The sequence below is a fragment of the Synechocystis sp. PCC 7509 genome (assembly GCF_000332075.2).
GTDB lineage: Bacteria > Cyanobacteriota > Cyanobacteriia > Cyanobacteriales > Chroococcidiopsidaceae > Aliterella.
Genome location: NZ_ALVU02000001.1, coordinates 2,312,069 through 2,331,469, shown reverse-complemented (window position 1 = coordinate 2,331,469; position 19,401 = coordinate 2,312,069). Strand labels below are relative to the sequence as shown.

The window sequence follows — 19,401 nt, the reverse complement described above, 5'->3', positions numbered from 1 at the left end:
CCGTTAATAAATAATTATTTTCCGCTCAGGGCAGGCACTCCCAAAGGATTTTCCTGCTTGATAATAGTTGAAATTGCGCTCAAAAATTCCTGCTCAATGTAAGGCTTAGTAAAGTAGTCTCTAGCGCCTAATTGCTTTGCCAACATCCTATGTTTGTCACTGCTGCGAGAAGTAAGCATTACTACTGGCGGCTTAGAAATTACCGGATCTTGTCGGCGCTGGCTCAAAAATTCAAAGCCGTTCATGTTGGGCATTTCTACATCGCAGACTACTAAGTTTATGGTTGCCGAATTTTTTTGCAACTGTTCGATCGCCTCGCGTCCATCTCGCGCTTGCAATACTCGATAGCCAGCTTTTTCAAAAGTTAAAGCCAAAGTTTGCCGCAGCGTAATTGAATCATCTACTACTAAAACTGTTTCTGTCATGATTCTTTGCGGAGGCAAAGCTGGCACAGAAATTGCTACTGCTCCATTTTCGCTTGCCATAGGCAATTGAGCATTACCAATTGTTACAGATTTATGTTTACCATGTCCGACAAAAGATTCTAGCAGCGCCGCCCCATCAATAACCGGAATTAAGCTACCATCCCCGACGATTGTACAACCGTAGATATAACTTGGAGATGCGATCGCATCTCCCATTGGTTTAATTACAAGTTCTTGCTCAGTAACCAAGCGATCGATTTCCAGCGCCAAAATTTGACCATCTTGCTCAAGCAATAACATCGGCGCTGCCCAGTCATCGGGAGAAGGAACAGCTACCAAGGCTTGGCTAGGCATAGATTCTGATAAAGGACACGCGTAGCTTAGTAGTTCTGAGAGGTGATAGGCAGGAGCAATGCGACCTTGCCAATGTAAAAATCTTTTTCCCCCAGAAAACTTTACTTGTTCCGGTTCTGGAATCAAAATTTCTTTGATACTGTCGGAAGGCAAGGCAAAGGCACTATTACCCACAAAGCAAACTAATAATTTTGCCAAAGTCAAGGTCAAAGGAATACGTAATGTAAAACAAGTCCCTTCTCCTGATTCGGAAATTACGCTGACGCTACCTTTGAGACTTCTTAATTGACTGCGAACAACATCTAGCCCCACACCGCGCCCCGAAAGTTCGCTAACTTGGTTGGCGGTGGAAAACCCTGGTTCAAACATCAATTCTAATAAGTTAGAAGTTGACGCATGGTCGGCTTTGTCTGCCGACAATAAACCCATTTCTACCGCCCGGCTGCGGATGCGTTCTAAATTTATCCCCCGCCCATCGTCTCTAACTTCAACAATGGTTTGGCTACCTTGGTGATAAGCTTTAATTTCAATTTGTCCGCGCTCGGATTTACCTTGTTCGCGACGCACTTCCGGGCGTTCGATGCCGTGATCGAAGGAGTTACGAATTAGGTGTAGCAATGGGTCATAGAGCTTCTCTAAAGCTGCCTTATCAACTAAAACACCTGTACCGTTGATTTTTAGCTCTGCTGGCTTGTCATAACTTGTAGACAAATCGCGCAACATCCGGGGGAAACGGTTTAGCACTTCGCCAATGGGTAGCATTCTCGCCCACATCAAGTCATCTCGCAGGTGAGAAAGCATTTGCCGTTGTTTGTCTACGCTTTGGCTAGATTGTCCAGCTAGTAGCACTACGTCCCCAACAGTTTCTTCTAGCTGCACAATTTCCTCAAAGGTTTTTTGCAGCAAAGAGTGCAATTCGCCGTAGCTGTCCATTTCCAACGAGTCAAAATCTACCGGACGAAAAGAAGCTCCACTTACAGCAGCAATTGACGGTTCGTTGTTGGATTTGCGATCGGGAGTATTGGAGTTATACCGCTCTGGAGAAACTAGCATCCGGTCAGAGAGATTGCGTAACTGGTTGCCCATACTCTGAAACTGGCTAAATCGGCGTAGTAGGTCTTGAACAGTGGCTTGTAGTTGTTCGTTTTGCAGTGACAAACTATTGCGGTTGATCGCCAATTCGCCGACGGTATTGTTCATTCGTTCGAGTCGTTCTAAGTCAACTCTGACTGAGAGTTGCTGCTGTGCTTGAGCATTTGCGGCGGTGGGAATTGCTTTTGGTTCGATTTTTTGGGGTGAATTAGATTTAGCCCGGTGGCTTGCAGCTTGCTTAGTAACAGGTAAATTTGCTTTTGCAGGTACTATAGCAATGGGGTTTTCTGGCTTTGGTAAGTCTCCCTCTGCCATTAACGGGAGGCGATCGAATACTTGCTCGATGGATTGAACAAACTGCTGAGAATCTAGCTGTGGTTCAACCTTCGTTGCTTCAATTTCTACAATTTGAGATGGTGGAGTTAAAAAGCTTGTACTTAGGTCGCCAAAAATATCGTCTACCGAAGCTGTATCTTGATCAACTTCAACTTTATTAGCTGGATTTAGCTGGGCGGCGATCGCATTTTCGGTAGTATCTAGACCAGACCAGCCCCCAAACATATCATCAATGCTCATTACACCTGGATCGGGATCGGCATAGTCGAGCTTTGGTGCTACAAATTCGCTCTTTAAAGTTAGCGGTGGGGTAATAACTTCAATATTGTCTATTGGTGCAACTTCTGCCGTGTTTGACAAGTCGCCAAATATATCATCTAACATCATGCTGTTATCTTCAGCATCAATAAAGAAATGCGTGTCGGCGCTTGCTGTTGATTCGGAGAATAACTCTGTCGGCGAAAACTCTGAAAACTCTTGAAAGGTAGTTGTTTGCTGTAACTTGGTTGGTTGCGAGGTTGGCAAGGGTATCTCACTACTTGCCAAAGCTAGGAGTTGAGCCGAAGGCTCGCCGCCTTTAGTGCGATCGCCATTCATAACTCCGGTTCGTGCTGCCTGAAAATCGGCAAAGGCGACTTGAGTAATTTCCAAAGCCCGATCGGGGTGAGCGTCCAAAGCAGCGATCGCCGTGTGGGCAATATTTCCAAATCCTGGCATACAAAGCAGTTCGGCAAGCCCAGAAAATACTTCAGCTTGCGCTCTTAGTTCTCCAGCGACTTCTTCCTCCTGGGGATGAGCTAAAACGGCTTCCAAACGCTCCAATCCTTGGGCGACATCTACTTCAAAAATAGATAAAGCAATGTCTACTCCTAAATCAATAGAGCTAGGCAAGTCCCCTTCTGCACCAATAAAATCGCCTAACTGAGCTTCAATTTGAGTAAAAACAGGTTCGGCGGCGCTCATTGCCTGCTCTGGGTCAAAATAACCTGTCTCTAACTGTTCCATTAAAGGTACGCGCAGACAGTCATAAGCTTGGAGCAACAAGCCTTCTATTTTGTCATCAATGACTAATTCTTGGTGGTGGAGAGCTTTAAAAATATCTTCTAAGCTATGAGCCAAAGTTTTGATCGTATCTAGCCCAACACTAGCTGCTCCCCCTTTAATGGAGTGAGCCGCCCGCATCATATTATGAACTTTAGAGACACTGCGATCGCTCTTTACCGTTAATAACTCTGATTCGATTAACTGTAATAGCTCTGGCGCTTCTTGAATAAAAAATTGATAGGCGTGGTCGCGGATATCAGCATCGATTGCCATATTAAATACCAGGTTTTTATAAATATATTGGGCGATAAAGAAGGGCAATAGCGGCGGCAATTGCCCCACTCTTTTAACTGACTTTAAACTGACCCACACTCGCACTCAATTCTTGAGCCACAACTAAAAGGTCATTAAAGGAAGCCGATACCGAATCAACTTCCGTTGAGGTTTTGCCAGCGATCGCGGCTACGTCGGTCATTGTGTGCGTTACCGAGTCTGAGGCTTCAGACTGGAGGGTTGCTGCCGATGCGATCGCCGCTACTAATTGGCTAATCTCGCTACTAACGGCAGTAATTTTGTTTAAGCTTTGGCGAGTCTCGTCTACTAGGCGCGTTCCGGTAACTACCTGCTCTGTTCCGGTTGCCATTGCCGCTTCTACAGCGCTAGTTTCTGTTTGAATATCTTTTACCAGCGCTTCAATGTCTCCGGTTGCGTCGGCTGATTGCCTTGCTAAGACTCGAACTTCATCAGCTAGTACCGCAAATCCTCGTCCTTCTTCTCCGGCTCTGGCTGCTTCAATGGAAGCTTTGAGCGCCAGTAAGTTTGTTTGAGCAGCAAATCGACCAATTAAGTTTACTACTTGCGAAATCTTTTGCGAAGATTCGCCCAAGCGTTTTACTTTTTTCGAGGTTTCCGCTACCGTTTCGCGAATTGCCAAGATCCCGTCTACAGTTCGGTTCATTGCCAAGTCTCCCGCTTCTACTGTATTGGTGGCTCGTTGTACCGCCGCTTCAGCTTGAGAAGCGTTAGCAGCTACGGCGCGAATGGAAGTAGCCATTTTGGCAATTTGTGCTAAAGCGGAAGCAATTTCTTCCGTTTGACGCGCAGCTTCGGTTGATAGTCCTTGTACCGAGTCTTGGTTATTGGTAGTAGTGGCGGCTACTTGAATAGCGGCTTGTTGTACTTGAGTTACAATTTTCCGCAAACTACTAATTGTAGAGTTATAAGAGTCAGCTACTGTCCCAATTTCATCTTCTGTCACGTTGGCGCGGATGGTTAAGTCGCCTCGGCTCAATGGGTCTACTTCAATAAGTAGTTGTAGCGCTCGTTTTTGTAGTAATTCTTTACCTGTTTTTTGCTGTTCAAGCAAGTTAGCACGGTCGAGGGCAAAACCGATTTGGGTTGCTAGCTGAGAGAATAAGTCAATATCTCCTTGCTGCCAGTTGCGGGGAGCGGAGCATTGATGAGCAATTAGTAAACCGAGCAATTGACCGTTTTGTAAAATTGGCGCAACTAAGTTGGCTTGGACAGCAAAGATCGAGAGTTGCTTGAGGTAACACTCGGTTAATCCAGCTTTGTAGATGTTGTTGGTAGCTTGGACTCTACCACCCTTGTAACGTTGTACATATTTGTCAGCAAAGCAGGGATCGTCGATTTTGGCTCCCATTGCTTTAGGGAAACTTGCGTCTACCGATTCGGCGGTAACAGTACCTTGCCACTTGTCGTTAAAACTATAGATAACTACGCGATCGCTTTTTAAAGCAGTGCGAATCTCTGTTACAGCAGTGTCAAAAATATTGTCTGCTTGAGTCGCTTGAGCTAGTTTTACTGTGATGTCTCTAACTAAACCTGCACGATCGGCGGCAGCTTGGGTTTGCTTTAAGGAGTTTACGCGATCGAGGATTAGTCCTAACTGAGCAGACATTTGGGTCAAAAAGTCAATTTCTAGCGGCTGCCATTCGTGAGTATTTTGACAGTTGTGAGCAATCAGTAAGCCAAATAATTCTTCTCCTTGAACAATCGGTGTAACTAAATTGGCTTTGATTTGCAACTTGTCCATTAATTGCAAATGTTTGGGATGAAAACCTGCTTCATATACGTTGTTAGTGGGGACAACCCGACCTTGTTTGTAAGCTGCAATTAGCTCTTGACTGATACAAGCATCTTCAATTTTGTTATTGAGAGCGCGAGGAAAGCCAGGTAATACTGACTCACTTAAGATATAACCACTCCAATCAGAATTAAAGCGATAGATAACTACACGATCTACTTGCAGAATTTCTCTAGCACCTGTAAGAGCTTGGTTAAATATAGCTTTTTCATCAGCATTACGAGCGGTGGCAATTTCTGTAAAAAATCTGGCTCGTTCTGCTTCAAGGCGACGGCTATCCAAGTTAGTGTCAATACTAGCCGCCATCTGATTTAATTCTTGAGTAAGAACACCAATTTCATCAGCGCGCTCCGTTGTTTCTAATCGTAGTCCTTGTTCTCCATCTCCTACCTTTTGGGCAAAAACAGATAGACGCTTGAGCGATCGCGAGAAAGAACCAGCTACCGGAATAGAAATTAAACTAATCAATAGCAATAATCCGCCGCCAATACCGTAAGCCGTTAGTTGTTGATTTTTCGCTAAACTCTCTACCTCAGCTAGTGAAGTTCCAATGTAGACTATGCCTACAGGCTTCGCTTGGCTTGGATTGAGTGCTTTTTGATGATCGTAGATTGGGGTATAAAACGTCAGGTAATTTTTACCAACAATATTAGTTTGTCCGCTAAAATCTTGCCCCTGATTGAGAACTTTCTCGGCAACTTCTCTAGCAACCCGCGTTCCAATAGCTCTAGTTTTACCATCGCTGTAGGGAACGTTAGAAGTTACCCGCCAGTCTTGAGCAAACACTGTGGCTGTAGGTACGTTGTAGTTTTGAGAAAATTTATCGACTAAACCGTAGTTGCGGTTAAGCATCGAGCCAACAATGACTGTTCCTACTAACTTGTTATTAATTTTGACGGGATAAACCGCCATGCTAACTAAGCCTGTATTGCCACCATCAATATCATAAGTTCCTTGAGGAGATGGTTGCTTGGCAACGGGAAGATTGGCGGTAGGTTGCGATCGCAAACCAATATTTGCTTGTTTATCTAACCCTAATAGTTGGAGAGGTTCGCTTTTAATTAACTCTATGCCATCTAATGGACGACCAGTTTGCAGAGCATTTTTCACAATGGGAATATTTCCCAGATTAATTCCTGTTGGCAAAGACACTGAGCGATATTTTTGCGGAGTTAAAACTCCTGTTTTTACAGGTAATGGGGTGTTATTAGAAGTATCTTCGATAACTTTGATATTTTGAGCAACCGTTCTACCTTGAGCATCGGTAAAAATTTGAAAGTTTTTGCTGGATTCGGGATCTTCGCCATTTTCAAAGATTAAGGAGTTTCTCAACAATTGCTGGTTAGCTAATACTTGCTGAGGGTTACTTAAATCAATTTTGGTAGCCTGGAGCAGATTAGCTAAGTTTTGGGCTTGGGATTGACTTTCTACCTGCGTCCAGAGAACGTACTCCCCAGCAAAGGCTCGTCCATCCTTTTGCAGACTTTCTTTTAGTTGCCCAAACTCACGCTTTTGGTTGATAGAAGTGAGTCCTTGAGTGACTGCAATTACTGGCACAGCCGTACTAACTATTAACAGCAAAGCCAGCTTGGTTTGAAAGTTTAAGTTGTTCCAGGGTTGAATTAACCGCTCCCACAAAGAAGTAGAAGACTTCACTGGTGGTAGTAACGGCAACTTTGCGCTTAATGCTTCGGCACTTTTTATTGATGCTTGGTTGCCGTTGGTGGTGTTGCTGTTATTGATAGGTTTTTTAAGACGCTGCTCTAACATGGTGGTTACTCTAATTTTTTATGTATGAATGGAAAATAGTTAGAGGAGGAGAATATTTCTACCTCCCCGTTTATTGGCTTTTTATTTGACTTTGAATTGACCTACACTCGCGCTCAAGTCTTGAGCTACTGCTAGTAGTTCGGTAAACGACGCAGATACGTTAGAAGCCTCTGTTGATGTTGTTCCGGCGATAGTGGCTACGTCGGTCATAGTGTGCGTTACCGAGTCTGAAGCTTTGGACTGAGCAACGGCGGCGAGGGCGATCGCCGCTACCAATTGACTAATCTCGGTACTCACGGCGGTAATTTTATTCAAACTTTGGCGAGTTTCGTCTACTAGGCGCGTACCTGTAACTACCTGCTCTGTACCAGCTTCCATCGCTGCTACTACTTCGTTGGTTTCTGTTTGAATGTCTTTTACTAACGCTTCAATTTCCGCCGTCGCTGCGGCAGACTGGCGCGCTAATACTCGAACTTCATCGGCTACCACTGCAAATCCTCGTCCTTGTTCTCCAGCGTGAGCCGCTTCAATCGAAGCGTTTAGCGCTAACAAGTTCGTTTGGTCGGCAAAAGAACCAATGAGGTTTACTACTTTAGAAATCTTTTGTGAAGATTCCCCCAATCGTTTTACTTTTTTCGAGGTTTCCGCTACCGTTTCTCGAATTGCCAAGATACCGTCTACCGTGCGGTTCATTGCCGAATCCCCTTCTCGTACCGTGTCGGTGGCTCGTTTTACTGCCGCTTCTGCTTGGGATGCGTTAGCAGCTACGGCGCGAATAGAAGTAGTCATAAGTGCCAACTCCTCTAAAGCGCCAGCAATTTCTTTTGTTTGACGCAACGCTTCAAAAGATAGTCCTTGAACAGAACCTTGGTTATCGGTGGTAGTAGCCGCTACTTGAATTGCTGCTAGTTGTACCTGGGTAACAATTTTCCGCAAGCTACCAATCGTAGCGTTGTAAGAGTCCGCAACCGTACCAATTTCATCTTCCGTTACGTTGGCGCGAATAGTTAAGTCGCCTCGGCTCAAGGGGTCTACTTCAATAAGTAGTTCTAGCGCTCGTCTTTGCAGGAATTCTTTAGCCGCTCTTTGCTGCTCTAGCAAGTTTGCGCGGTCAAGAGCAAAACCTACTTGAGTTGCAAGCTGGGAGAACAAGTCTATTTCTCCTTGCTCCCAGTTGCGGGGAGCAGAGCATTGGTGAGCAATAAGTAAACCCAGCAATTGACCGCCGCGTAAAATTGGCGCTACTAAGTTTGCTTGAACACCAAAAATAGAGAGTTGCTTGATGTGGCAATCTGTCAAGCCTGCTTTGTAGATGTTGTTGGTAGCTTGGACGCGACCAGCTTTGTAGCGTTCGGTGTATTTGTCGGCAAAGCAAGGATCGTCGATTTTGGCTCCCATTGCTTTGGGCCAGCCTTCACCTACCGATTCGGCGGTTACTGTGCCTTGCCATTTATCGTTAAAGCTGTAGATAACTACACGGTCAGAATTGATGGCGCGGCGGGCTTGTTGAACTGCTTGATTAAAAATATCTTCAGGGCTTAAAGATTGACCAATGCTAACAGTGATATCTTTGAGCAATGCCGAGCGCGTAGCTTCTGCTTCTTTTTGTTCTAGGAAGCTGACGCGACCCAAAATTACTCCAAGTCGCTCGGACATTTGTGTTAGGAAGGTGATTTCTGTTTGTTGCCAATCGTGGGGTGCAGTGCAGTGGTGGGCAATTAGCAAGCCGTAGAGTTCGTTGTTGTTGATAATTGGCGTAACTAAATTTGCCATTATTTGCAGCCGTTCCATCAATGCCAAGTGGTCGGGGTGAAAACCTGCTTCAAATACATTACTTGTTGGCACGACTCGACCCTGTTTGTAAGCTTCAATTAGCTCATCACTGATACAGGGGTCTTCGATTTTGTCATTAAGGGCTTGAGGAAAACCAGGGGATACCGATTCGTTGGCAATATAGCCGCTAAAGTCAGGTTTGAAGCGATAGACAACTACCCGATCGGCTTGAAGAATATCTTTAGCTCCGGCTAGAGCTTGGTTGAAGACTCCCTCTACGTCTTGGACGTTATCGGCGCGGGAACTCGCAACGTCCGCAAATAAGCGGGCTTGTTCAGATTCGAGTTCCTGCTGTCGTAACAAGATTTGTACCTGGTCTGCCATTTTATTAATGTTTGACCCTAGTACCGCGATTTCGTCGCCTCCGGTTACTTCTACGCGGTTATCAAATTCTCCTCTACCTAATTTTTCTACCGTACTGGTAGCTTCTAAAATTGGGCGGGTGGCAAGTCTAGCAACATAAGCTGCTAGAGCGCCTACCAATAATGCGGTAGCCAAAGTACCTAGACCTAGCGCCCAGATCAATACATACTGGGCGGCATAGGCGCTATCTGATTTCTCGGAAACTACCGCACTCCAGCCCAATTCTGGAACACCTTCAAATTTCTCAAAAGGTGTATAGCCAATTAATTCTTCATCTTTATTTACGGCATCGTTACCCAAGGCTGTACCCGTTTTTTTGGCGGCTTGGAGTTTAGCTAGGTTAGGGAAATCTGCCTTGGCATCTCTGCCAATACGCTCCGGTTCGTTGGCTAGAATTACCTCTCCCTCAGCGCCTAAAACATAGTATTTATTATTATTTCTGGCGAAGTTTTCTAGGAGTTTCGTGATTTTTTCTCCTGGGGTTCGAGTCCGCACTACACCAATAAATTTGCCAGAGGCAGAATCAAAAATTGGCGCAGCTACGAAAAAGGACAGCTTTTTAGTAACTACCGATGGTCGTGGATCGGTAATTGCTACTTTTTTTGTTTTGATGACTTCTTGGAAATAATCTTTATCGCTTAAAGTAGCGACAGGTTCGCCGCTACTTTGCAGAAGAATGTTCCCTTGTAAATCGGAAACGGCGATACTGTCATAAAAACCGGAATTTTTGACGATTGAATCTAACTGCTCTTGCTTTTCTTTGGCGGTAGCTGTTGCTCGCCCTTTAGGATTGGCAACAATCCGTAAGTCAGCTATAGACAGAGCGTCCGCAGAGCGTTCGAGTAAGAAAACTTCCATCTGGTTGGCTAAATCGACGGCTTTAGCCTCTTTGGTTTGATTAAGCTGGTTAACGATCTCTCTATCAGCTACGTTGTAAGCAATAGTACCGAGCAGGGCTAAGGGAATAACCCCAAGTGCGATCGCGCCTAAAGTTAACTTAGGTCTTAAACCTAGACGTTGCCACCACGAGAAACTTTTCATCTCTTGGGGCATCTGCCTTACGGTCGATTTACGTGCGGGCGCAGATTGAGGACTAGAGGTAGATAATTCGGTAGTGGGGGAAGGAAATGCTGACTTGAAAAAACCGCTAACCTCTGTATCGCCATCGGCTTGATTGTGACCATTAGCGATATTGCGATCGGAGGGTTTGGGAGAAGTTTGAGTCATGATATCAACCTTAAAATTTGGGATGTAGTGATAATTTTCTGAACTGCGATCAATAGAAATACAAAAAGCTATAAAGCTAAAACATAGGCGTTTAACATTAAATGTAGAGACGTAGCACTGCTACGTCTCTATTATTTAGGCATTCCAGCGATAATTGAGTTTCCGTCTAAAACAACGACAATTTCACCATTAGTTTTTAACCAGTAGCCACGTAAAAATGGCACTAATGCCGCATTTACCGCCGATTCTGGGGGCGATTGAATCAAGTCAGAGTTGAACCATTCCATGTCTTCTACTCGATTAACGGCAAGTCCTAGCATTTTTTTTCCTGCCGTGCTACCGCCTCCTTGTCGCCCGCCGGATTGCTGGGAATTGATCACAATTGCCGTGTAAAGCGATCGGCTACTCGCTTGTTGGTACAAAGGCGTACCGCCTAGCAAGTAGCCCAAATCCACCAGCCACAAAATTTCTCCCCGCCAGTTGTACACGCCAATTACCCAAGGGGGCATATGAGGAATGGGTACAACTTTATTAGTGGAAACGGTGAATACTTCGGTCATTTGCTCCACTGGCAAGGCGGCGTTGAGGTCGGGAGCTAGGTGAAAGCGCAAAAACTGCTCTTGCTCCTTTGCTGCTTCTTCGGTAGTTGTCGATCCTAATGAAATGCCTTTAGACAAAAACTCAGATATCATCGCTATCTCCTGCGGCAATGCGCTCTTATAAACGCTTTATTTAATCAGTTGTTTTACTGTTTTTAACAGTTCTTCTTGGTCTACGGGCTTAGTAATGTAGGCATCAGCCCCTTGTTTTTTGCCCCAAAACTTATCCATGTCTGTTGACTTGGTAGAGCAAATTACGACAGGGATGCCACTGGTAGAACTTTCGGCTTTGAGATCGCGGCATAGTTCAAACCCACTACGATCGGGTAATACTACGTCCAAAACAATTAAGTCTGGTTTTTGGTTGCTAATTTTGGTCATCGCTTCTTTGCCATCTATAGCGGTCATTACGGTTAGTCCGCCTTTTTGCAGGCAGCTAGTAATTACGTCCATTTGGGTAGGAGAATCTTCAACGACTAAAACTGTACTCATGGTGTTGTCCTGTTAAAAAAATGTTTACTGAAGTGAGCGTGCCTTTAATTAAGGCTAGTCTTCTACAAATTCGTGGAGGTGCTGGCGGGTTGTTTCCAGCACCGTTTCGGCATTGGCTGGTTTGCTCAAAAAACCAGAAGCACCGACGATTTTGGCGCGTACACGGTCGATAATACCGTCATTTCCGGTTAAGATCACAATCGGCGTATCGCGGAACGCTGATACTTTACGCAACTGAGTGCAAATTTCATACCCATTGGTGTTAGGCATGATTAGATCCAAGAAAATTAGATCGGGTTTGCGACTAAGTAAAGTTGCGATCGCCCGTAAGGAGTCTTGCACGCCTAAGAACCGATAACCGCCGCTAGTGAGAATTTTTTCCATACTTTGGCAAACTAAAGGGCTGTCATCGACGCAAGCAATTAGCGGTGCATGGGTGCTTTCTACGGCGGGTTTTGTAGCGGTAGGAAACACTGGAGCGGGAAAATCCGCAAGTTCGATTAGCTCTACTATTCCCGATTTTAAAAATGGCAGTAAAGAGCTAGTAACTTGAACCGCATCGCGCTTCATGACTATGCCAAGTTCTCGCAAAGTCCGATGTCCATCTAACAGTTTGACAAGGTTTTGGTAAACGGGAGCCGATACTTGTTGTTGTAATTGTTCTTTTTGAGCAATGTTAGGGGCTTGGTTGGGATGGCGATCGCCAATTTGGGATTTTTGCCATAACATTCTTTGTTGTTGTACTTCCCTCAGCACTAGCCCTGGATCTAGCAAAGCCAGTTGGACGGGAACTGATATATGTTCTGGCTTGATTTGAAAGCTAACTTGAGTTGCTTGAGAAATATCAAACAATACTTCGCTAACAATCGCAGTGATGATTTTTGCTGCTTGTTCGCGGTTAATTTGGTGGCGCTCTACTCCTAAATGTAATAGTTGATATTCCCAACTGGTGACGGCGGACAAAGTTGCTGGATTAGAAATATTGACCACCAATTGTTTTAGTTGCCCAATGTCAAGTTGCGGGCATTGAGCTAGTAGGTTTCTTTGCCAGCGTCTAACGGGATGATTGCCTCCAGTGGCGTACAAAATTCTGCCCAGAAACAAGCAAAAATTCCAATCTGGCGCTAAATTTCCCTCGGTGCTTGTGCTTTTTACCAACAAGTTGCCACTGAACTGCTCTTGTTTTAATCCAGCAAGGGTTTTAATTAAATCGTTAGCATTCATAGTTTCGGCAATCATAATTATTTTTTTGCTCCAAATATAGGCGGTTTTTTTTTGTTAGTTGGATATACTTAACTCCATAGTTTTAGTGTGATATTTGCTAGTAGAAATTAGCAACGATAATTTTACTGAAAACGTTTGTTGTCCACATTGGTTGAGCAAGGTAATGGATAAAAATATCAAGTTTTAAATTTAAAATAGAATTCATTAACATTTAAAAAGCTGATAACCTCAAAACCCAATGTTTTTTCGATCATGACATTCCTCTAAATAATCTAGATCCGTATCAACACTGAATTTACTTAGAGTCGCGGCGATGTACGTAAGTATGGCTACGTTGCTTATTATCCTCTTAAAATATCTAGGAGTAAGTTGTGGAGAGACTTTAGCTGTAAATTGCTAGTGTTTGTTAGAGTCTGGAATCATGCCTTTTCTGTAGAAATATTGGCAATTGAGTTTCAAAGTCAAAGCAGCAAGGCGCGAAAAGTCGGATATCCAATCACCGCTAGGAGAAAATTATCATCCAGCACTAAGGGCGATCGCTCTCAACGTATAGGTAAAAATAGGCGATCGCTCCTAGAGCTATAGATTTGACCTTTGCACAGCGATCGCCCTACTTTTGCGAATTAACAGAAATGAGTAAATTAAAAAAAACATTTGCTCTAGTAACTTTTGGATAATATTGATAATAATTAATTTAGGAATTCATTTAAAACAAACAAGACAAGTACATTTACATATCGACGCAGTTAGGCTTCACCAAAAGTTTACATATACAGAGGTGGATTTACTCTGACTTTACGGTTCTTCCTAGACTGCTGCCTTAAGATTGTTAGTTAGTAAGTTAAATACTTTTATGTTGCTTAACTTTCGCGCACGTGCTAATTAGCTCTATCAAAAGTACAAAACGCATTTTTGAGTATATTTGAGGTGATGCAATGAAAGCAGTAATATTGGCGGGTGGACTAGGTACTCGATTGAGTGAAGAAACTACCATTAAACCTAAACCTATGGTAGAAATTGGCGGTCACCCGATTTTGTGGCATATTATGAAAATTTATTCCACTTATGGGATCAATGATTTCATTATTTGTTGCGGCTATAAAGGCTATGTAATTAAAGAGTATTTTGCTAACTATTTCTTACATATGTCTGATGTCACTTTTGATATGCGATTCAATCAAATGAACGTTCACTGCGGCTATGCTGAACCTTGGCGCGTGACGTTAGTAGATACTGGCGATGGCACAATGACTGGGGGACGATTAAAAAGAGTAAGAGAGCATATTGGTAATGAAACTTTTTGCTTTACTTATGGTGATGGTGTCAGCAATGTAAATATTCAAGAATTGATCGCTTTTCATAAAGAACAAAAAACTTTAGCAACCTTAACTGCTGCTCAACCACCAGGAAGATTTGGGGCAATTTGTTTAGGAGAAGAACAAAGTAAAATTACTAGCTTTCGGGAAAAACCTGAAGGTGACGGTGCATGGGTAAGTAGTGGTTATTTTGTTTTAGAACCAGAAGTTATTGACTTGATAGCAGATGATTCTACAGTTTGGGAAAACGAACCTCTACAAAAATTAGCACAGATGGAACAATTATCAGCTTTCAAACATGATGATTTTTGGCAGCCGATGGATACTCTGCGGGATAAAACTTATCTTGAAGAACAATGGCAAAGTGGTAAAGCGCCTTGGAAGGTATGGTGATGTATGGTAATGACTCCAAATTTTTGGCAAGGTAAACGAGTTCTATTAACTGGACACACTGGGTTCAAAGGAAGCTGGCTCTCAATTTGGTTGCAATCTCTGGGATCTCAGGTAGTAGGTTATAGTCTGCCTCCAGCTACAAAGCCTAGTTTGTTTAATTTGGCTAAAGTTGGAGACGGCATGGACTCAATATTTGCAGATATCCTAGACCTAGGTCAGTTGCAGCAAGTAGTCAAAGATTTTCAGCCGGAAATTGCGATCCATATGGCAGCACAAGCATTGGTACGTCAGTCCTATGCCAACCCTGTAGACACCTATTTAGTAAATGTTATGGGAACCGTGAATATTCTAGAAGCGGTACGACAGGCTGGGGGAGTGCGAGCCTTTGTGAATGTGACCTCAGATAAATGTTATGAAAATCGGGAGTGGGTGTGGGGCTATCGAGAGAATGAAGCCATGGGTGGCCACGATCCTTACAGTAGTAGCAAAGGATGTGCTGAGTTAGTTACGGCTGCCTATAGAAATTCTTTTTTTAAAAATTCTGCTAGTAATTCTGATAATTCTATAGGAATTGCTACGGCTAGAGCAGGAAATGTAATTGGTGGAGGAGATTGGGCGGGCGATCGCCTAATTCCCGATATCCTTAGAGCATGGCTAGCAGGAGAAACTGTAACTATCCGTTATCCCAATGCTACCCGCCCTTGGCAGCACGTTCTTGAGCCTTTGCATGGCTATCTCACCCTAGCAGAGCATCTCTACAACTATGGCAGTTCTTTTAGCGGAGGGTGGAACTTTGGTTCTAAAGAAGAAGATGCTAAACCCGTAAGTTGGATTGTCAACGAGATGAGTAATCTGTGGGAAGGCAATAGCGGTTGGACAGTGGAAACATTGCCCCAGCTTCACGAAGCCAACTACTTAAAACTAGATTGTTCTAAGGCTCACAATCAATTAAAGTGGTTCCCAAAATTGGATATTAAAAACGCCCTAGCTTGGGTTGTGGATTGGACAAGAGCCTATCAAAGTTCAGCCCCTATGAGAGATGTAACCCTAGCCCAAATTAATCAATTTACTACTAAATTATGACTCAGTGTCGCTTCTGTAAAACCACCTTAAAGCATACTTTTGCCGATTTGGGAATGTCTCCATTATCCAATTCTTATTTAAAACCAGAACATCTAAACAAAGTTGAAAACTTTTATCCGTTACACACCTATGTTTGTGAAAAATGTTTTTTGGTACAAATAGAAGACTTTGAGTCTCGCGAATATATTTTTGGAGATGGAGACTACGCTTACTTTTCTTCTTACTCTGATAGTTGGTTAAAACACGCGAAAGGTTATACCGATTTGATGGTAGAAAAATTTGGATTTGATGCTAATAGCCAAGTAATTGAAATTGCTAGTAATGACGGCTATTTGCTGCAATACTTTAAAGAAAAAGGTATCCCGGTTTTAGGTATAGAACCCGCAGGAAATACAGCTAAAGTAGCCGAAAAAAAAGGTATACCTAGTTTAGTCAAATTCTTTGGCGTACAAACGGCTACTGAATTGGTCGCCAATGGCAAACAAGCAGACTTGTTACTAGGAAATAATGTTTTAGCTCACGTACCCGATTTGAATGATTTTGTAGCGGGAATGAAAATTGTTTTAAAGCCAAAGGGCATTATTACAATGGAATTTCCCCATTTATTGCAACTGATACAGAAAAATCAATTTGATACTATTTATCACGAGCATTATTCTTACTATTCATTTTTAACGGTTAGCCAAGTTTTTGCTGCTCATGGTTTGACCTTATTTGATGTTGAAGAATTGCCGACTCACGGCGGCTCCTTGCGGATTTATGGACAGCATGAAGCTAGTGAAGTCAAAATAAGCGATCGCGCAATTAAGCTAAAAGAAAAGGAAATTGAAGCTGGGTTAGATAAGTTAGAGCCTTACTTGAGTTTTGGCGAAAAAGTCAAAGAGACAAAACACAAGCTCCTAAGCTTTTTAATTGAAGCAAAATCTCAAGGAAAAGTAATCGCTGCTTACGGTGCGCCCGCTAAAGGTAATACGCTACTCAACTACTGCGGTGTGAAGACAGATTTTATTGACTATACCGTTGATCGCAGTCCTCACAAACAAAATTTGTTTTTACCCGGTACGCATATCCCAATTATGTCCCCTGACCATATCAAAGAAACTAAGCCAGATTACTTACTAATTTTGCCTTGGAATCTTAAAGATGAAATTATCTCTCAAACCGCATTTATTCGCGAGTGGGGGGGAAGCTTTGTAGTGCCAATTCCAGAGGTACAAGTCTATTCATGATATTTACAACAACTGAACTCCAGGGCGCATTTATTATTGATATCGAGCCAAGAGCAGATAGTCGCGGTTTCTTTGCTCGGACTTTCTGCACCCAAGAATTTACCGATCGTGGCTTAGAAGTAGCAAATGTTCAGTGTAGCATTGCCTTTAATCACAAACAGGGAACTATCCGAGGGCTGCACTATCAAGACACTCCCTTAACCGAAGCCAAGTTAGTGCGCTGTACGCAAGGCGCTATCTATGACGTAATTGTTGATATGCGCCCAAATTCTTCTACCTACTTGGCTCATGTTGGCGTAGAATTAAGCGCCGAAAATCGGTGGAGTCTTTACATCCCAGAAATGTTTGCTCACGGCTACCAAACGCTTACAGATGATACAGAAGTTATGTATCAAATGAATAAGTTATATGAGCCTGGGTACGAGCGCGGGCTGCGTTATGACGATCCCATTTTGGGAATTGATTGGCCATTACCCGTCACTGAAATTGCTGATAAAGACTTTAGTTGGTCTTTGTTGGAGTCGATGCTGGTAGGAATAGAAAGATAATTTTTACAGGAAAATACTATTTAGGTCGAGCAACAATGTTCCCCGCAGAGATTGCATCCAAATGAACAGTAAACTCACTCAAAAAGCTCAGTTAAGCATAATTATTCCCTGTTTCAATGGGGCTGATACGATCGCACTTCAACTGGAAGCCCTAGCCCGGCAACAATGGTCTGGCGCGTGGGAAGTGATTGTTTGTAATAATAATTCAACGGATAATACCGTTGCGGTTGTCAAACAGTATGCAGATAAATTACCGAATCTGCGGATTGTTGATGCTTTTGCCAAACAAGGCGTAGCCTACGTCCGCAATGTTGGTATAGCCGCAGCTAATAGTAGCGATGCCTTTGTAATTTGCGATGCTGACGATCAAGTTTCTCCCGGCTGGTTAGCAGCTATGGGTGATGCCCTCAGCAAGTATGACTTTGTCACCGGCCCATTAGAATTTACACAACTTAACGAGCCTTGGCGAGTGCAGAAGCATGAAGATAAACAAAAAGAACCACCAGGATCGCACCAAGAAACTCCCTTTTTTGCTTGGGGAAACGGTTGCAATATTGGGTTCACCCGCACTTTGATCGAGACTATTGGTAGCTTTGATGAGTCGCTGATTTTTGGGGAAGATATTGAATTTAGTTGGAGAGCGCAACAGGGGGGTTTTGAGCTTCACTTTATTCCTGAAGCTACTATTCATTACCGCTTACGCCACGATTTAGTTGCCAACTACATTCAGTCCCGTAATTGGGCAAAGGCGGCGGTGGCAGTCAAAAATAGGTATGGATTGTTAAAAGGTAAATTCGTTAAACTGAAGTTATTTTTAGGTGGCTGGAAAGGCTTGTTAGTCTTGTTAGTCAAAATTCGGACTAAGGAAGACCGGGTAATTTGGATGCGGCGTTTTGGCGGCAAAATTGGTGAAATCCAAGGTTGCATGGAATATTTATTTTAGATGTTGGCGATCAGCTATTTATTTAGCAGCACAGATGAATTTGTTAGGAGATAAGGCAAAATGAACTCAATTTTTTTTGATGCCAAATTAAGCGATGAAGATAGGAGACAGCATCTATACAACGGACAGATATTTGTTTATTCTGTTTGTCCAAGTGCGATCGCTATGGTTGAATTTGCCCGCCAGATGATTAAGGAAGCGTTTGCACCTTTAGATCCACAAAAAGCCCAATACAGCCTGCCAGTCGAGGAATACGTAGCAATTTTGGCTACATTGAAGCCGGCTTTTATTCATCATCCTAAGTCAAAGGAATTTCTGCAAGGAATTTTGAGCGACCTAGGTTGCGACTTGAATAAAACTTACTTCGACGTACCGCGCATGAGAACTTCCACCAGCGACAATTACCTAACTTCTGGTATTGCTTACGCTTTCCACCCTCACCGCGATACTTGGTATTCTGCGCCTACTTGTCAGCTAAATTGGTGGTTTCCCATTTATGATGTGGAGCCAGATAATGTGATGGCTTTCCATCCCCGCTATTGGAGTCAACCTGTAAAAAATGGCTCAAGTGGTTACGATTATTATGAATGGAACAAGGAAAGCCGCAAAAACGCCACCAAACATATCAAAAAAGATACGCGCCAACAACCCCACGCCGAAGAACCTATGGAAGTCGAGCCGCAGGTAAGAATTGTGCCTCCACCAGGGGGAGTGATGGTTTTTTCCGGCGCACAGATGCACTCCACAGTACCCAATACTTCTGGTAGGACGCGCTTTAGCATCGACTTTCGCACCGTGCATTTTGATGATGTAGTAGCCAAACAAGGTGCGCCAAACGTTGATTCTGCTTGTACAGGAACGACAATGAGAGACTACTTGCGCGGTCATGACTTCGCACGTATACCCGAAGATATAGCCGCTCTTTACGATACCAAACCACCCAGCGCTGACGATGTGCTAATTTTCCAGCCTACGGTTTTAAATCGTTAGGTAGCTTGCATAGGCGATCGCATTAATACTTTC

13 protein-coding genes are annotated in these 19,401 nt (G+C 43.5%); 7 read left to right on the top strand and 6 right to left on the bottom strand.

Features of this window, described 5'->3' with window-relative positions; all coding sequences use genetic code 11:
• Positions 1 to 14: 14 nt before the first annotated feature.
• The 6 genes from SYN7509_RS0211720 to SYN7509_RS0211695 all read right to left on the bottom strand — a co-directional run bounded on the left by SYN7509_RS0211720 (position 15) and on the right by SYN7509_RS0211695 (position 12,881).
• On the bottom strand, positions 15 to 3,524 hold the full coding sequence (locus SYN7509_RS0211720) for a hybrid sensor histidine kinase/response regulator (RefSeq protein ID WP_009632835.1): 3,510 nt from the start codon (positions 3,522 to 3,524) through the stop codon (positions 15 to 17).
• Positions 3,525 to 3,597: 73 nt separating this feature from the next.
• Positions 3,598 to 7,128: a methyl-accepting chemotaxis protein gene (locus SYN7509_RS27620; protein WP_009632834.1), complete on the bottom strand. Its 3,531-nt coding sequence runs from the start codon at positions 7,126 to 7,128 to the stop codon at positions 3,598 to 3,600.
• An 81-nt stretch (positions 7,129 to 7,209) separates the two neighbouring features.
• Positions 7,210 to 10,551, bottom strand: coding sequence for a methyl-accepting chemotaxis protein (locus tag SYN7509_RS0211710; protein WP_009632833.1), 3,342 nt, complete (start codon positions 10,549 to 10,551; stop codon positions 7,210 to 7,212).
• 131 nt (positions 10,552 to 10,682) lie between these two features.
• Positions 10,683 to 11,243 (bottom strand): chemotaxis protein CheW, encoded by a 561-nt coding sequence (locus SYN7509_RS0211705; protein WP_009632832.1) that lies wholly within the window; start codon positions 11,241 to 11,243, stop codon positions 10,683 to 10,685.
• Positions 11,244 to 11,279: 36 nt separating this feature from the next.
• Complete coding sequence (locus tag SYN7509_RS0211700) at positions 11,280 to 11,642, bottom strand: response regulator transcription factor (protein ID WP_009632831.1); 363 nt, start codon at positions 11,640 to 11,642, stop codon at positions 11,280 to 11,282.
• 54 nt (positions 11,643 to 11,696) lie between these two features.
• Positions 11,697 to 12,881, bottom strand: coding sequence for a response regulator (locus SYN7509_RS0211695; RefSeq protein WP_009632830.1), 1,185 nt, complete (start codon positions 12,879 to 12,881; stop codon positions 11,697 to 11,699).
• Between the two features lie 384 nt (positions 12,882 to 13,265).
• On the opposite strand from SYN7509_RS0211695, the gene SYN7509_RS29695 reads away from it, so the two are divergent.
• The 7 genes from SYN7509_RS29695 (at position 13,266) to SYN7509_RS0211665 (ending at position 19,368) form a co-directional block, all read left to right on the top strand.
• On the top strand, positions 13,266 to 13,451 hold the full coding sequence (locus SYN7509_RS29695; protein ID WP_148297981.1) for a hypothetical protein: 186 nt from the start codon (positions 13,266 to 13,268) through the stop codon (positions 13,449 to 13,451).
• Between the two features lie 350 nt (positions 13,452 to 13,801).
• A complete protein-coding gene (gene rfbF, locus SYN7509_RS0211690) occupies positions 13,802 to 14,575 on the top strand; it encodes a glucose-1-phosphate cytidylyltransferase (protein ID WP_009632829.1) in 774 nt (257 codons plus the stop codon).
• A gap of 9 nt (positions 14,576 to 14,584) precedes the next feature.
• Positions 14,585 to 15,658, top strand: a complete 1,074-nt coding sequence (gene rfbG / locus SYN7509_RS0211685) for a CDP-glucose 4,6-dehydratase (RefSeq protein ID WP_038021559.1) — start codon at positions 14,585 to 14,587, stop codon at positions 15,656 to 15,658.
• Positions 15,655 to 16,887: a class I SAM-dependent methyltransferase gene (locus SYN7509_RS0211680; RefSeq protein WP_009632827.1), complete on the top strand. Its 1,233-nt coding sequence runs from the start codon at positions 15,655 to 15,657 to the stop codon at positions 16,885 to 16,887. The genes rfbG and SYN7509_RS0211680 overlap by 4 nt, the downstream gene beginning before the upstream one ends.
• Positions 16,884 to 17,435 carry a dTDP-4-dehydrorhamnose 3,5-epimerase gene (rfbC, locus tag SYN7509_RS0211675; protein ID WP_009632826.1) on the top strand — a complete coding sequence of 184 codons (552 nt, stop codon included), beginning with the start codon at positions 16,884 to 16,886 and terminating at the stop codon, positions 17,433 to 17,435. Before SYN7509_RS0211680 ends, rfbC begins: the two co-directional genes overlap by 4 nt.
• Before the next feature lie 61 nt (positions 17,436 to 17,496).
• The gene (locus SYN7509_RS0211670) at positions 17,497 to 18,378 is read left to right on the top strand and encodes a glycosyltransferase family 2 protein (protein WP_009632825.1); all 882 of its coding nucleotides are present in this window, start codon (positions 17,497 to 17,499) and stop codon (positions 18,376 to 18,378) included.
• Between the two features lie 60 nt (positions 18,379 to 18,438).
• A complete protein-coding gene (locus SYN7509_RS0211665) occupies positions 18,439 to 19,368 on the top strand; it encodes a phytanoyl-CoA dioxygenase family protein (RefSeq protein ID WP_009632824.1) in 930 nt (309 codons plus the stop codon).
• The last annotated feature ends 33 nt before the right edge of the window (positions 19,369 to 19,401 follow it).

Coding starts and splice junctions, on each gene's coding strand:
- SYN7509_RS0211705 (WP_009632832.1), bottom strand. CDS start 11,243: ATGATATCTGAGTTTTTGTCTAAAGGCATTTCATTAGGATCGACAACT.
- SYN7509_RS27620 (WP_009632834.1), bottom strand. CDS start 7,128: ATGTTAGAGCAGCGTCTTAAAAAACCTATCAATAACAGCAACACCACC.
- SYN7509_RS0211680 (WP_009632827.1), top strand. CDS start 15,655: ATGACTCAGTGTCGCTTCTGTAAAACCACCTTAAAGCATACTTTTGCC.
- rfbF (WP_009632829.1), top strand. CDS start 13,802: ATGAAAGCAGTAATATTGGCGGGTGGACTAGGTACTCGATTGAGTGAA.
- rfbG (WP_038021559.1), top strand. CDS start 14,585: ATGACTCCAAATTTTTGGCAAGGTAAACGAGTTCTATTAACTGGACAC.
- rfbC (WP_009632826.1), top strand. CDS start 16,884: ATGATATTTACAACAACTGAACTCCAGGGCGCATTTATTATTGATATC.
- SYN7509_RS0211665 (WP_009632824.1), top strand. CDS start 18,439: ATGAACTCAATTTTTTTTGATGCCAAATTAAGCGATGAAGATAGGAGA.
- SYN7509_RS0211695 (WP_009632830.1), bottom strand. CDS start 12,881: ATGATTGCCGAAACTATGAATGCTAACGATTTAATTAAAACCCTTGCT.
- SYN7509_RS0211670 (WP_009632825.1), top strand. CDS start 17,497: ATGAACAGTAAACTCACTCAAAAAGCTCAGTTAAGCATAATTATTCCC.
- SYN7509_RS0211710 (WP_009632833.1), bottom strand. CDS start 10,551: ATGACTCAAACTTCTCCCAAACCCTCCGATCGCAATATCGCTAATGGT.
- SYN7509_RS0211720 (WP_009632835.1), bottom strand. CDS start 3,524: ATGGCAATCGATGCTGATATCCGCGACCACGCCTATCAATTTTTTATT.
- SYN7509_RS0211700 (WP_009632831.1), bottom strand. CDS start 11,642: ATGAGTACAGTTTTAGTCGTTGAAGATTCTCCTACCCAAATGGACGTA.